Here is a 13,015-nt window from a genome sequence, read left to right as displayed (position 1 = left end):
ATACACAGTTATTCGCATAGTCGCCAGGATTTATTCGTCGACTAACTCAATGGGGCTCGCCAGGGCTGAACGTGAGTTGCCTTATTCGGCGTACGCGCCACGACATGAGTTGCGGCGCACTCCATTTAGATAACTGCAAGGATTACAGTCATGAATTGGAATCGTACGTTTACCGATCTTATCCGCGCTGGCCGTCCGGCTTATTGGGGCAACTGGACCCTTGATCCCAAGTTCAAGGTTGGCGCCGTGGGCATTGTTTCTCCGGATAGCGGGGACTTCACCCTGGTGCAGGAAGCCACGCCGGGTATCGCCATCAGCAGTCGTGGTGTGCCCAACCAGTGGAAGCTGTCCTCCAGCAACGTCAAACGCAGCCAGGCCAACATCAACCTGGATGGTTCGGCCACTGACCCGGAGACCGGCACCAAGATCACTGCGGGTACGGAAATCACCTGGGACTTCGCCAATGTCGGTTCGATGGCTTCGGAGTTCGGTATTTCCAGCGAGAGCTTTATCAGTGACCTCACCGTGCTGAGCAAGCCGGAAACCCTGAACTGGATGGCGCAGCAGGCTGCCTCGGTGAGCATGGGCAGCAGCGGCAATATCGCCCAGGGCTTTGGCGTAGTCACCAGCGTGATCTATGCCAACAGCGGCCTGAATATCGGCTCCCAGGACAACAGTTCGTCTTTCTCCATCTCCGGCTCGGTCGGTGCGGTGCAGGACATGCTGGCCGGGGCCAACGGCAAGGGCTCGTTTGTCTCCTCCAAGGAGAGCAAGCAGGTCGACCAGCACCTTTGGCCGATCAACCCGAACAGCCTGCCCAACGGCTCGGTGCCAATTGCCTACACCTTCGCCTCCTACGACGGCAATCTGCTGATCCCCAACTGGATTACCCGCCTGGGTTCGCTGCAGATACTGTTCAACAACAAACCGGGCTGCACCTACATCACTGATATCAAGCTGAGCTACGACACCCCGCAGGGGCCGCAGCACCAGTCGTTCTCGTTGAGCGGTGGCCTGTCCAAGACCGTCGGCAATATCCCGCTGAACGCCACCAACATCGTCGCCGATATCAGCTTTAAGGGTGTGATCAACAGCGACAAGTACAGCTTCAAGTGGCCGAACCCGCTTGGCCAGTGGCTGACCGGCCAGCGCGAGATCGAGATGACCGGTGTCTGGCCGGGCCAGACTCACGCCAACGATATCGCCATGTGACATCGGCTCGGAGCCGGGGCAGACGTTCAGGCTCCAGCATCAATCGAATCGCTTAGCCCATGGAGGGCTGCAACCATGCAAAAATTTCTCGATAGCCACAAAAATCTTGCCGCCTGCATCCTGCTTGCCGCGCTGTGCGCGGGCAGCGTATCGCCAGCGCAGGCCGAAGACGTTGCTAAGGGCGTGCTGATCGTGCGCGGCGGCGCCGCCAACACGAACGCTAACTACGACAAGGAAGACCAGGACAGTAATGGCCGGTTGCGTCAGGTCTCCGCCCTTTGTGCCAGCAGCGGCAGCCAGACGGCTGCCGCCCTGGTAGCCACGGATACCACTCGAGTCTGGGGCGCTTATATGAGCGGCAACACCACCACCGTGATCAACTTCGGTGGCCATGTGGTCAAGGACCCACTGCGTGGTAACCCCAACCACTGCCTGATCAACGGTCTGACGCTGAGTCAGATCAAGGGCATGTGGCACTGATCTGCGCGATAAAAAAGACCGGCCCTGGGGCCGGTCTTTTTTTGCCTGGTGTTTGTCACCTGACAATACGCTGGAATAGTCGGCGTTTTAGCCAGCAATCAGCTCCTTGGCCGCCTGACGGTGATCGGCGATCAGCTTGGCCACGTCGAGGCCTTCGATCTGGCCGTCGATCACTCGCCACTGGCCACCGATCATCATCCGGTCGGCCTTGTCGGCGCCGCACAGCAGCAGCGCGGAAATCGGGTCGTGGCTGCCGGAGAAGCGCAGCTCGTCCAGTTTGAAGAAGGCCAGGTCGGCCTGCTTGCCCACGGCCAGTTCGCCGATATCCGTGCGGCCGAGGAGTTTGGCCGAGCCTTTGCTGGCCCAGCCCAGTACCAGCTCCGGGGTAATTTTTTCGGCGCCGTAACGCAGGCGCTGGATATACAGGGCTTGGCGCGCTTCGAGGATCATGTTCGAGCCGTCGTTGGAGGCCGAGCCATCTACACCGATGCCGATTGGTGCGCCGGCGGCTTCCAGGTCGAGGGTCGGGCAGATGCCCGAAGCCAGGCGCATGTTCGAGCTTGGGCAATGACAGATGCCGGTGCCGGCTGCACCCAGGCGGGCGATTTCATCCGGGTTGAAGTGGATGCCGTGGGCCAGCCAGGTGCGCGAGCTGAGCCAGCCGACGCTGTCCAGGTAATCCACGGTGCGCAGGCCGAAGCGTTGCAGGCAGAAATCTTCTTCGTCGAGGGTTTCCGCCAGGTGGGTGTGCAGGCGTACGTCCAGCTCTTCAGCCAGCTCGGCGCTCTGGCGCATGATTTCCTGGGTCACCGAGAACGGTGAGCAGGGCGCGAGGGCGATCTGGATCTGCGCGCCGTCGCCGCGCTGGTGGTAGTCGTGGATCAGGCGTTGGCTGTCGGCCAGGATCACTTCACCCTCCTGCACCGTCTGCTGCGGCGGCAGGCCGCCATCGGCTTCGCCCAGGCTCATCGAGCCACGGGTGAGCATGGCGCGCATGCCCAGTTCGCGCACGGCTTCGACCTGCACGTCGATGGCGTTTTCCAGGCCACCCGGGAACAGGTAATGGTGATCTGCCGCAGTGCTGCAACCAGACAGCAACAGTTCGGCCAGGGCCACTTTACTGGCCAGGGCGAGTTTCTCGGGGGTCAGGCGGGCCCACACCGGGTAGAGGGTTTTCAGCCAGGGGAACAACGGCTGATTGACTACCGGGCCCCAGGCGCGGGTGAGGGTCTGATAGAAGTGGTGGTGGGTGTTGATCAAGCCCGGCAGCACCACATGCTCACGGGCATCGAAGGTGCGGTTGCACGGCTGGGCTGGCTGTTGGCCGGCCTTGAGCAGCTCGACGATTACACCGTCTTCAATCACCAGGCCGCCGGCGGCGTCGAGGGTATTGGCGGTGAAGATGGCGAGGGGGTTCTTGATCCAGATACGTGTAGCAGCCATTGAGTTGGCTCCTCTGAAGTAGGGTTCAGGTTAGCCAGCTCAGTGTTTACCCTGTCTGCTGATCCAGGTGCGCGGCCGGCGCAGGTGGCCGGGCGTGGCGCAGAAGATAACGCCGTAATCTGCCAGCGGCAAGACTGCAGAACAGAATTTCTGACCAGCAGGTCAGTGCTTAGAACAGCTTGCGGTACTGGATAAAGCCCGAGCGCTCGGCGATGCGCTCATACAGCAGCATGGCCTTGCTGTTGCTCTCGTGGGTCAGCCAGTAGGTGCGTGAGCAGCCCTGAGTCTGGGCTTCGCGGTAAACGTGCTCGATCAGCTGACGGCCGGCACCGCTGCTGCGGATGTCCTTGGCGATAAACAGGTCCTGCAGGTAGCAGTAGTCGCCGGTGGTCCAGGTCGAGCGGTGGTAGATCCAGTGCACCAGGCCAATCGCCTGACCGTCATGCCAGGCTAGCGCGGCGTGCATCGGCTCGGCCGGGTCGAGGAAGCGCTGCCAGGTGATGTCGCTGGTCGTGGCGCCTATCTCGGTCATATAGAAGCGTTGATAGCCCTGCCACAAGGGTAGCCAGGCAGCATGGTCGGCGTCGGTGATCGGACGGATTTCGACGGGAATGCGCACGGGCATGGCGGCAACCTCCTTGGCGTCATTAGCTGGGTTATAGGTGTTGCAAACAGGGTAGATGGTTTGACCCTGTTTGCCGCCATTCACTCCATTAACGTGTGGCGCGATAGTCCTTGATCAGGCTGACCAGGTCTTCACGCGAGCATTCGGCCGGCAGGTGGCTGCTCAGGTCATAGCAGCGCTGACCGAAGCCCATGGGCCAGTAAATGATGCTGTAGGGCGGCCAGAAGATCGACACCACGCGAAAGCGCGTGCGTAGTTTGCCTTCGCTCAGGGTTTCGCCGGTGGCGCTGGTTAGCCGATACGGCACGCCTGCTGTACGGTTCCAGAAGAACGGGCGGGTTTTCACCAGGCCTTGCGGGTGCTGTTCGGTGCGTTGGTTGACGCTGATGGTGCTGTGCTCCGGCAGCTTGAACCAGGCCTTGGTGGAGCAGCCAGAGATGGTGAGCGCGAGAAGTAGAAACGTGGCGAGGCGAAGCGATGACATGCAGAACGTCCTTGTAAATCGGATGGTTGATGGTCTGTAGGTTGGCGAGCAGGCTCGCCGGGGGCGCGACTATAGCGACTTGTTCGTCGGCAAGCAGCTACTTAATCGGCCCGTTCACCACACAGATCCAAGGCAAACCAGTGCTCCACCTCGGCCTGGCTCAGGCCCGCGCCAAGCAGGGCGAACAGCTTGCCCAGTGCCGCTTCGCGGGTCATGCCGCCGGCGGAAATCAGCCCGGCGCTGGCCAGTTGGCTGCCAGCGGCATACACGCCGAATTCGACATGGCCGTGCGGGCACTGGCTGATCGCGGCCAGCACCACGCCGCGTGCATGGGCGGCCTTGAGCACATCCAGCAGTTCAGCGTTGTCTGACGGGCCTGTGCCGCTGCCGTAGCATTCCAGCAGCAGACCTTGCACGCCGCTGCCGAGCAGGGCGCGTACATGGCTTGCCTGGATGCCCGGGTAAAACGGCAGCACGGCCAGATTGACCGGCTGGCGCGGCTGGCGGTAATCGATTCTCGCCGGGATGCTCTCGGCGCGTGGGCTCTGGCGCTGGCGCGGCAGCACGTGGAAGGCGTCGAAGGCATCGCTGCGCAGCTTGCTGACCCGCGCGCCATGCAGCAGCGCGCCATTGAAATACAGATGCACGCCCGGGGTGACGCCCGCCTGCAGCGCACGCATGGCGCCGAACAGATTGCCCCAGGCATCGCTGCCCTCGGCACCGGCCGGCAGCATCGAGCCGCTGAGAATCACCGGTACTGGCAAACCCAGCAACAGAAAGCTCAGGGCGGCGGCGCTGTAGGCCAGGGTGTCGGTGCCGTGCAGCAGCAGTACGCCGTCGCAGCCGTCCTGCTTGATGCCGGTGCGAATCGCCGCGACCATCGCCAGCCAGTTGCTCTGGTTCATATTGGCGCTGTCGATTGGCGGCAGCAGCTCGCGGAAGGTCCATTGCGGCAGCGGCTGGGACTCCAGCACTTGCTGGCGGCGCAGGCGTTCATCGAAGCCGGACGCCGGGGCCAGGCCCGTAGCGCTCATTTGCATGCCGATGGTGCCACCGGTGTAGAGCACCAGAAGATTGCTACAACCCATCAGGGGTCTCCATTTTTTATTGTTCTTAGAGCCTGTTTACGGTCTAGCGAGCTAGAGCCAGGCAAGGCAAAAACAGCCGAGGAAGCGGAGTTTACGAGCTGTAAATGAGCATTCCGAGGCTGTTTTTAACGCAGGCTGGCCGACGCGCAGCTGATCGTAAACAGGCTCTATAAGAAAACAGGGGGCTTAGCCCCCTGTTTATTACAGCTAATGCAGCTTTAGCAGCGGCTTAGCGCTGGTGAACACTGTTGCCGATTTCCGCATGGTTGGCCGGGGCGTTTTGCGTCGCGTTTGGCCAGGCGGCTGGGTCGAGGTCCAGATCAGCGAAGTTCTTCGCATCGAACACTGGCGACTCTACGCCAGCCTTGATCTGGTTGTCGTAGTCGCGCATCAGGCGCAGACCAACCTTGAACAGCAGCGTCAGGGCAATCAGGTTGCAGATGGCCAACAGACCCATGGTCACGTCGGCGAAGGCGAACACCGTGCCCAGATCCTGTACCGAACCCCAGAGTACCAGAGCCACTACCAGCACACGGTAGACCACCACCGGCGCGCGCTTCTTGCTGAAGAAGCCCAGGGCGTTTTCGCCGAGGTAGTAGTTGTAAATCAGGGTGGTGAAGACGAACAGCAGCAGCGCGATGCTGACGAACACCCGGCCCCACTCACCGACTACGGCGGCCAGAGCGGTCTGGGTCAGCACTACGCCAGCCATTTCGCTACCTGGCTGATACACGCCCGAGAGCAGGATGATCAGTGCGGTGCTGGTGCAGACCAGCAGGGTGTCGATAAATACGCTGAGCGATTGCACGATGCCCTGCGCCGCCGGGTGCTTGACCTGGGCGACTGCAGCGACGTTCGGCGCACTGCCGAGACCGGCTTCGTTGGAGAACAGGCCGCGCTTAACGCCCATCATGATTGCCGCACCGATACCACCGGCAAACGCAGGCTCCAGGCCGAAGGCGCTCTTGACGATCAGGGCGAATACCGCTGGCACTTCGCTCAGGTTCAGGCCGATCACCACCAGCGCCATGCCGATGTAGGCGAACGCCATCACCGGTACCAGTACGTCAGCAAACTTGGCGATGCGCTTGATGCCGCCGAAGATAATCAGACCGATCACCACGGTGAGGATCAGGCCGCTGGCGATGGTTGGCAGACCGAAGGTGTCATGCAGCGAACTGGCCACGGTGAACGACTGTACGGCGTTGAAGCCGAAGCCGAAGGTCACCAGCAGCAGGATCGATACGACGATGCCCAACCAGCGCTGGCCCAGGCCGTGCTGGATATAGAAGGCCGGGCCACCGCGGTAGGTGCCGTCGTCTTCACGGCGCTTGTACAGCTGCGCCAGGGAGCACTCGAAGTAGCTGGTGGCCATGCCGACCAGGGCTACGACCCACATCCAGAAGATCGCGCCCGGGCCACCGAGCATGATCGCCACCGAGACACCGGCGATGTTGCCGGCACCGACGCGGCCGGCTACCGAGAGCATCAGCGCCTGGAACGAGCTGAGCTGGCCGGGCTGGCGCTGGAAGGCTTCGGCGAAGATACGGAACATGCTGCCGAAGTAACGGAACTGGACGAAACGCGAGGCGATGGTGAAGTACAGACCAAGGCCGATCAGCATCACGATCAGGAGCTTGCTCCAGATCAGGTCGTTGAGAATATCGAGCATGGCAGTGAGGTCTCTCTTGTTGTTTTGTGAAGGAAATATAGGCGGGGCCGAATGGTTGAGCAGACGCGGCCGTGGTGCAATTTCGCGGGTGGCGGCGAACTGATGCGAGTTGATGCTAGAATCGCGTCGCTCGCATCACCAGGAAATTCGCATGTCTGACCATCTAGGGCCCAATCTAAAGCTGTTGTGCAGCCATTACCGGTCGATCGCCGAGGTTTGTCGCAAGCTCGCGATCAATCGCGCCCAGTTCAATAAATACCTGAGCGGACAGAGCCGACCAACGGCCTATAACCTCAAGCGGATCTGCGATTTTTTTGGCGTCGAAGCCTACGAGCTGAGCCTGCCCGCCGAGCAATTTGCCGATCTGATTGGCGCACGCGCACCGGGCCAGGATGCAGGCACGCGCAGCGACGCGCTGATGGAATTACTCAAACCGCTGCGCGCACATGCCGGCAACCTGTCGCGCTATTGCGGCTACTACTTCGAATATTCCAACTGCATGTCGGTGCCGGGCACCGTGCTGCTGTCGCTGGTGCATCTGTGGGAGGAGGACGGCGATTTCCTGTTCGAGCGCCAGGAGCGTCAGGAGCGTTCGGCCAGTACTGACGTGCAAGCCGAAGACTGGGTGCGTTGCCGTTACCTGGGCGCTGCATTCCAGCTGCAGGACCGGCTGTTTCTGATGGACTACGAATCGCTGACCCTCAACGAGATGAGCCAGACCATCCTCATCCCCAGCTACAAGAGCCGCATTACCCGCCTCAACGGCCTGAAGACCGGCGTCTCCAGCGGCGACCGCCGTAGCCCGGCTTGTACCCGCGTGGTGTGGGAATACCTGGGCACCGAAATCAACCGCATCAGCGCCTACCGTCAGGTGCGCCTGTATCGCCCGGATGATCCGCGCATCGACGATGACGTGCGTCAGCGCCTGGCCGACGCACCGCTAAAGAACGGCCTGTTCGAGATCGAATAAGCGCTTGATCGCATGATGGTCTTGGGCGCAAACCCTATCCGCATCGAGACCGGGCGCAGCGTTGGGCTGCGCTCACGCCGAACAGAGCCTAGTTCCGCATATCTTCCAGGCGCTGTTGCTGTTGGCCGTTGGCGTTGAAGTTGTCCGCCGCCAGCCAGTGTTTGAAGGCCGCGTTGCAGGCCTGCCATTCGCTGTCGAGGATGGCAAACCAGGCGGTGTCGCGGTTCTCTCCCTTGACCACCATATGCTGGCGAAACAGCCCTTCGTAGCTGAAGCCCAGACGCTTGGCCGCGCGCATTGAGCGGGCATTGGCGGCGTTGCACTTCCATTCCAGGCGGCGGTAGCCCAGTTCGCCCAAGGCCAGCTTGGCCAGCAGATACACCGCTTCGGTCGACGCCGGGCTGCGCTGCATGGCACGGCCGAAAGCGATATGGCCGATCTCGATACAGCCATCCTTGGGTGTGATGCGCAGAAAACTCAGCAGGCCGACGGCGCGCTGCTGGCGTAGGTCGATAACGCTGAAAAACAGCGGGTCGCGGCTGGCGGCCTGGCCGCTTAGCCAGGTATCAAACGCTGCGCGCTCGCTGAAGGGGCCGTAAGGCAGGTAGTCCCATAGTCGTGGGTCACTGTCCGGGCCTTGCAACGCCTGCCACAGGTCGTCGCTATGGCGCGTCGGGTCGAGGGGCTCGACGCGCACATACTGGCCGTCCAAGGGTTTATGGGCCGGTGTAGGCACGGGCTGCCAGTCGTGTAGCGGTTGCTGGGGCATGCGGCGGCTCCTGTTTAGAACTGTTTGCGGTATTGGATAAAGCCAGAGCGTTCGGCGATGCGGTCGTAGAGCTGACGGCCTGTGTAGTTGGTTTCCTGGGTCAGCCAATGCACGCGGCTGCTGCCGGCCGCCTGGGCCTGGGCATAGACGTGCTCAATCAGCAGCCGGCCGATGCCGCCGCCGCGCTGATCGGCGCTGACAAACAGATCCTGCAGGTAGCAGCTGTGTTCCACCGACCAATTAGTGCGGTGGAAGATCCACTGCACCAGCCCCACGGCCTGACTGTCGCGCCAGGCGAGAGCAGCATGGGTCGGCTCGTTCGGGTCGAGAAAGCGCTGCCAAGTCATGGCGCTGACCTCGGCGGGCAACGCGCTCTGGTAGAAGTGCAGGTAGCCCTGCCACAGCGGCCACCAGGCGGCGTGATCGGCAGGGCTGACGGGGCGGATTTCAATGCTCATGGCGCTTCCTTGGCTAAGTGTTGGCTATTGATCTGTGCGGCCAGTTCGCGGTCGCGTGGGTCATGGCTGGCGTGCAGGCCGTCGCGTACGCCGGTTTGGTCGGCCTGGCTGCGGTTCTGCCCGAGCTTCCATTTGCCTTCAAGGCGCTCAATGGGCAGGGCGAAGCCGACGATGGCGCGCAACATGCTGTCGATGTACTCGCGCGGTGCATCGCTGACGGCCCAGGGCTGCGGGCGCTTGGCTTCATGCTGATCGCTGAGGCGGCTGACCAGCTGCAGCAGACGCTCGGCGTCATCGAACACTTCCGCGTGGCCATGGGCCTGCACGCTGATGTAGTTCCAGGTCGGCACCACCTTGCCGTGCTCGGCCTTGGCCGCGTACCAGGACGGGCTGATATAGGCCTCTGCGCCCTGGAAGATCACCAGCGCCGGGCTGCCCTCAGCCAAATCGCGCCACTGCGGGTTGGCCTTGGCGAAATGGCCGTACAGCGTGCCGTATTGGCTCTCGCCAGGTTCCAGCAGCAACGGCAGATGGCTGGCGAGCAGGCCCTGAGTTCCATGGCTGACCAGCGTAGGCAGGCGCGTGGCGCGTATCTGCTGGTGCAGCGTGGCGAGGTCGTCCTGGCGAAAGGCGGCGGGCGTATACATAGATTTGCTCCTGAACGGGTGGAGCCATGCTAGGCCGCCTATTGGCCTGTTGTAAGATCCACTTTCTGCGACTTCTATGGAGCCAATCGGCATGGCCATTCCGTCCGCTGCGCCGCTGCCGGTCGATCTGTCCGGCATTCACCTCGACCCACAGCGCGGCCTGGCGCGTCAGCTGTATCAGGCGCTGCGCGAGCGCATCCTCGATGGTCGTCTGCAAAGCCGCACACGCCTGCCGGCCAGCCGTGATCTGGCGAACCTGCTGGGTATCTCGCGCAATACCGTGACGCGCGCCTTCGATCAGCTGTACGCCGAGGGCTATATCGAGGGGCGTATCGGTGCCGGCACTTACGTAGCTGAGCTGAGTGCGGTGAAGCGGCCGGCGCCCGCGCAGCCACTCGTCAGCACGCAGAGCCCGGCGCTGGAGCTGTTGCAGAAGCATCATCTGTACCCGCCATTGAGCGGCGCGCCACGGGCTTTTCGCGTCGGTGTGCCGGCCTTTGATCTGTTTCCCTTCGAGACCTGGGCACGTTTGTCCGCGCGCTTCTGGCGCAAGCCATCGCCGGCGCGCCTGGGCTACGGCGACCCGGCTGGCGACTGGCAGCTGCGCGAGCTGATTGCCGCCTATCTACGCAACAGTCGCGGACTGCACTGCGACCCGGCGCAGATCGTCGTCACCAATGGCGCGCAGCAGGCCATCAGCCTATGCGCGCAGTTGCTGGTCACGCCGGGTGCACGGGTGGCCGTGGAAAACCCCGGCTACCGTGCCGCCGGCCATGCTCTGGCGATAGCCGGGGCGCAGCTGTGCGGCGTGGCGGTGGATGGCGAAGGTCTAGATGTTCCGGCGTTGGCGCAGCTTGAGGACTGCCGGTTGGTCTATGTCACGCCCTCGCACCAGTACCCGACCGGCGTCACCCTGTCGCTGGCGCGGCGCCTGCAGTTACTGGAGTGGGCCGAGCACCATAACGGCCTGATCATCGAGGACGACTATGACGGTGAGTACCGCTACAGCGGCACGCCGCTGGCCCCGCTGGCGGCGCTCGACCGCCAGGGCCGCGTGCTGTATGTCGGCACCTTCTGCAAGATTGCCTTTCCAGCGTTGCGTCTGGGTTATCTGGTATTGCCACCCGCGCTGGCCGAAGCCTTTGCCCAGCGTCGCGCCCTGGATATGCGCCATTCGGAAATCGGCACCCAAGCGGTGATGGCCGAATTTATCGCCGCCGGGCATTTTCAGCGGCATATCCGCCGTATGCGCACGGCCGCCCGCAGCCGGCGCGATGCGCTGCTAGCCGGCTGGCCTGAGTCGGTGCCGGGCTGCGCGCCGTTGCCGGTGGTGGAAGCCGGGTTGCATCTGTGTGTGCGGGTCGACAGCCTGGCCCGCGAGCGTGAGTTGATCAGCGCCGCCGAAAGGGTTGGCGTGGAGATCAGCGCGCTCAGCAGTTACTGGCTGCCAGGTAGCGCCACGCCAGAAGATCAGCGCGCCGGGCTGGTGCTGGGCTTTGCCGCAGTGCCCGAGGCGCAGATTAATGAGGCGTTGGCAGCCTTGCGCCAGGCCTGGAATGCGCCTTAGCGCCAGGCAAAAAAAGGGATGGCCGTGGCCATCCCTTGAGGAGTGGAGGCGGGGGAGCCTCCTGTTACGCAGGGGTTCGCTTACTGGCTGAGGGGCACCAGGCGCGGGGCGATCATGTTTTCCGGGCGCAGGATGTCGGCCAGCTCGGCGTCGCCCAGCAGCTTCTCCTCGCGCACCAGTTCCAGCACGCCACGGCCGCTTTCCAGCGCTACTTTGGCGATGCGCGTGGCGTTCTCGTAGCCGATATAGGGGTTGAGTGCGGTGATCAGGCCGATGGAGTTTTCCATCAGTTCACGGCAGCGCGCTTCGTTGGCGGTGATGCCGTCGATGCACAGCTCGCGCAGCATATCCATGGCGCGGGTCAGCAGGCGGATCGAGTCGAAGATCTTGTAGGCGATCAGCGGCTCCATCACGTTCAACTGCAACTGGCCGCCTTCGGCTGCCATGGTCAGCGCCAGATCGTTGCCAATCACTTCGAAAGCCACCTGGTTGACCGCTTCCGGGATCACCGGGTTGACCTTGCCCGGCATGATCGAGCTGCCCGGCTGGCGCGGCGGCAGGTTGATTTCGTTGATCCCGGTACGCGGGCCGCTGGAGAGCAGGCGCAGGTCGTTGCAGATCTTCGACAGCTTCACCGCCGTGCGCTTGAGCATGCCGGAGAACAGCACGAAGGCGCCCATGTCCGAGGTGGCTTCGATCAGGTCGGCGGCCGGAGTCAGCGGCTGGCCGCTGATAATCGCCAGGCGCTTGACCGCCATCAGCTGGTATTGCGGGTCGGCGTTGATCCCGGTGCCAATCGCGGTGCCGCCCAGGTTCACTTCGGTGAGCAGGGTCGGGGCGAGCAGTTTGAGGTGCTGCAGGTCTTCGCCAAGGGTGGTGGCGAAGGCGCGGAATTCCTGACCGAGGGTCATCGGTACGGCGTCCTGCAGCTGGGTGCGGCCCATCTTCAATACGTGGCTGAATTCCAGGTGCTTTTTCGACAGCGACTGGATCAGCTTGTCCAGCGCGGTCAGCAGGCTGTCGTGGCCGAGCAGCAGGCCGAGGCGGATGGCGGTCGGGTAGGCGTCGTTGGTCGACTGTGCCATGTTCACGTCGTTGTTCGGGTGCAGCTGCTTGTAGTCACCTTTCTCGAAGCCCATGGCCTCCAAGGCAATATTCGCAATCACCTCGTTGGCATTCATATTGGTCGAGGTGCCCGCGCCGCCTTGGATCATGTCGACCACGAACTGGTCGTGAAACTCGCCCTGAATGATGCGTGCGCAGGCGGTGCTGATCGCTGTGTGCTTGGCGGCAGACAGGTGGCCCAGCTCGCGGTTGGCGTCGGCAGCGGCCTGCTTGACCATGGCCAGGGCAATCACCAGTTTCGGGTAGTGCGACAGCGTCACGCCGGACAGGCGGAAGTTCTGCACGGCGCGCAGGGTCTGGATGCCATAATAGGCGTCAGCGGGAACGTCGAGGGTGCCGAGCAGGTCTTTTTCAAGGCGAGTAGATGCAGCAGGGGACATGATCAAGGTCGTCTCAGGAAATACGGCATATGCCGCGATGGCCCGTAGATTAGGGGCTGCAGCTTGGTGCTGGCCAATGCTGTTAAGCGCTGGGT

13 protein-coding genes are annotated in these 13,015 nt (G+C 62.6%); 4 read left to right on the top strand and 9 right to left on the bottom strand.

Translation table 11 applies throughout. The annotated features are described in order from the left end of the window. Positions 1-150: 150 nt before the first annotated feature. A complete protein-coding gene (locus RHP75_RS20600; RefSeq protein WP_311089816.1) occupies positions 151-1,212 on the top strand; it encodes a hypothetical protein in 1,062 nt (353 codons plus the stop codon). Between the two features lie 75 nt (positions 1,213-1,287). Continuing rightward, complete coding sequence (locus tag RHP75_RS20595; RefSeq protein ID WP_311089815.1) at positions 1,288-1,692, top strand: hypothetical protein; 405 nt, start codon at positions 1,288-1,290, stop codon at positions 1,690-1,692. Between the two features lie 87 nt (positions 1,693-1,779). On the opposite strand, the gene RHP75_RS20590 is transcribed toward RHP75_RS20595, so the two are convergent. From RHP75_RS20590 to RHP75_RS20570, 5 genes are all read right to left on the bottom strand, one after another. Continuing rightward, positions 1,780-3,135: an 8-oxoguanine deaminase gene (locus tag RHP75_RS20590; protein WP_311089814.1), complete on the bottom strand. Its 1,356-nt coding sequence runs from the start codon at positions 3,133-3,135 to the stop codon at positions 1,780-1,782. Positions 3,136-3,304: 169 nt separating this feature from the next. Next, positions 3,305-3,760 carry a GNAT family N-acetyltransferase gene (locus tag RHP75_RS20585; RefSeq protein ID WP_311089812.1) on the bottom strand — a complete coding sequence of 152 codons (456 nt, stop codon included), beginning with the start codon at positions 3,758-3,760 and terminating at the stop codon, positions 3,305-3,307. Positions 3,761-3,848: 88 nt separating this feature from the next. Beyond that, positions 3,849-4,244 carry a hypothetical protein gene (locus RHP75_RS20580; protein ID WP_311089811.1) on the bottom strand — a complete coding sequence of 132 codons (396 nt, stop codon included), beginning with the start codon at positions 4,242-4,244 and terminating at the stop codon, positions 3,849-3,851. 101 nt (positions 4,245-4,345) lie between these two features. Beyond that, a complete protein-coding gene (locus RHP75_RS20575) occupies positions 4,346-5,332 on the bottom strand; it encodes an asparaginase (protein WP_311089810.1) in 987 nt (328 codons plus the stop codon). A 229-nt stretch (positions 5,333-5,561) separates the two neighbouring features. Then, complete coding sequence (locus RHP75_RS20570; RefSeq protein WP_311089809.1) at positions 5,562-7,004, bottom strand: alanine/glycine:cation symporter family protein; 1,443 nt, start codon at positions 7,002-7,004, stop codon at positions 5,562-5,564. A 151-nt stretch (positions 7,005-7,155) separates the two neighbouring features. Here RHP75_RS20570 and RHP75_RS20565 point away from each other — a divergent pair, with 151 nt between their 5' ends. After that, on the top strand, positions 7,156-7,974 hold the full coding sequence (locus RHP75_RS20565) for a helix-turn-helix domain-containing protein (protein ID WP_311089808.1): 819 nt from the start codon (positions 7,156-7,158) through the stop codon (positions 7,972-7,974). An 88-nt stretch (positions 7,975-8,062) separates the two neighbouring features. Here the strand turns inward: RHP75_RS20565 and RHP75_RS20560 are convergent, their stop codons facing one another. Genes RHP75_RS20560 through RHP75_RS20550 form a run of 3 tightly spaced genes read right to left on the bottom strand, consistent with a single transcriptional unit; the run spans position 8,063 to position 9,848 of the window. Further along, positions 8,063-8,743 (bottom strand): GNAT family protein, encoded by a 681-nt coding sequence (locus tag RHP75_RS20560; RefSeq protein WP_311089807.1) that lies wholly within the window; start codon positions 8,741-8,743, stop codon positions 8,063-8,065. Positions 8,744-8,757: 14 nt separating this feature from the next. Further along, on the bottom strand, positions 8,758-9,201 hold the full coding sequence (locus tag RHP75_RS20555; protein ID WP_311089806.1) for a GNAT family N-acetyltransferase: 444 nt from the start codon (positions 9,199-9,201) through the stop codon (positions 8,758-8,760). Then, positions 9,198-9,848: an FMN-binding negative transcriptional regulator gene (locus RHP75_RS20550; protein WP_311089805.1), complete on the bottom strand. Its 651-nt coding sequence runs from the start codon at positions 9,846-9,848 to the stop codon at positions 9,198-9,200. The genes RHP75_RS20555 and RHP75_RS20550 overlap by 4 nt, the downstream gene beginning before the upstream one ends. A 91-nt stretch (positions 9,849-9,939) precedes the next feature. Between RHP75_RS20550 and RHP75_RS20545 the strand changes: the two genes are divergently transcribed. Further along, positions 9,940-11,415, top strand: a complete 1,476-nt coding sequence (locus RHP75_RS20545) for a PLP-dependent aminotransferase family protein (protein WP_409079685.1) — start codon at positions 9,940-9,942, stop codon at positions 11,413-11,415. An 80-nt stretch (positions 11,416-11,495) separates the two neighbouring features. Here RHP75_RS20545 and RHP75_RS20540 read toward each other — a convergent pair whose 3' ends face one another. Then, positions 11,496-12,920 carry an aspartate ammonia-lyase gene (locus RHP75_RS20540; RefSeq protein ID WP_311089804.1) on the bottom strand — a complete coding sequence of 475 codons (1,425 nt, stop codon included), beginning with the start codon at positions 12,918-12,920 and terminating at the stop codon, positions 11,496-11,498. Between the last annotated feature and the right edge of the window lie 95 nt (positions 12,921-13,015).

The organism is Pseudomonas sp. SG20056, assembly GCF_031764535.1.
Classification (GTDB): Bacteria; Pseudomonadota; Gammaproteobacteria; order Pseudomonadales; family Pseudomonadaceae; genus Aquipseudomonas.
The sequence above is the reverse complement of the archived record's forward strand: the minus strand, read 5'-3'. Positions and strand labels throughout refer to the sequence as shown.

What these genes read in the sequence shown, in the direction of transcription:
- RHP75_RS20540 (WP_311089804.1), bottom strand. Translation starts at nt 12,920, where the DNA reads ATGTCCCCTGCTGCATCTACTCGCCTTGAAAAAGACCTGCTCGGCACC.
- RHP75_RS20580 (WP_311089811.1), bottom strand. Translation starts at nt 4,244, where the DNA reads ATGTCATCGCTTCGCCTCGCCACGTTTCTACTTCTCGCGCTCACCATC.
- RHP75_RS20545 (WP_409079685.1), top strand. Translation starts at nt 9,940, where the DNA reads ATGGCCATTCCGTCCGCTGCGCCGCTGCCGGTCGATCTGTCCGGCATT.
- RHP75_RS20585 (WP_311089812.1), bottom strand. Translation starts at nt 3,760, where the DNA reads ATGCCCGTGCGCATTCCCGTCGAAATCCGTCCGATCACCGACGCCGAC.
- RHP75_RS20560 (WP_311089807.1), bottom strand. Translation starts at nt 8,743, where the DNA reads ATGCCCCAGCAACCGCTACACGACTGGCAGCCCGTGCCTACACCGGCC.
- RHP75_RS20595 (WP_311089815.1), top strand. Translation starts at nt 1,288, where the DNA reads ATGCAAAAATTTCTCGATAGCCACAAAAATCTTGCCGCCTGCATCCTG.
- RHP75_RS20550 (WP_311089805.1), bottom strand. Translation starts at nt 9,848, where the DNA reads ATGTATACGCCCGCCGCCTTTCGCCAGGACGACCTCGCCACGCTGCAC.
- RHP75_RS20565 (WP_311089808.1), top strand. Translation starts at nt 7,156, where the DNA reads ATGTCTGACCATCTAGGGCCCAATCTAAAGCTGTTGTGCAGCCATTAC.
- RHP75_RS20570 (WP_311089809.1), bottom strand. Translation starts at nt 7,004, where the DNA reads ATGCTCGATATTCTCAACGACCTGATCTGGAGCAAGCTCCTGATCGTG.
- RHP75_RS20590 (WP_311089814.1), bottom strand. Translation starts at nt 3,135, where the DNA reads ATGGCTGCTACACGTATCTGGATCAAGAACCCCCTCGCCATCTTCACC.
- RHP75_RS20555 (WP_311089806.1), bottom strand. Translation starts at nt 9,201, where the DNA reads ATGAGCATTGAAATCCGCCCCGTCAGCCCTGCCGATCACGCCGCCTGG.
- RHP75_RS20575 (WP_311089810.1), bottom strand. Translation starts at nt 5,332, where the DNA reads ATGGGTTGTAGCAATCTTCTGGTGCTCTACACCGGTGGCACCATCGGC.
- RHP75_RS20600 (WP_311089816.1), top strand. Translation starts at nt 151, where the DNA reads ATGAATTGGAATCGTACGTTTACCGATCTTATCCGCGCTGGCCGTCCG.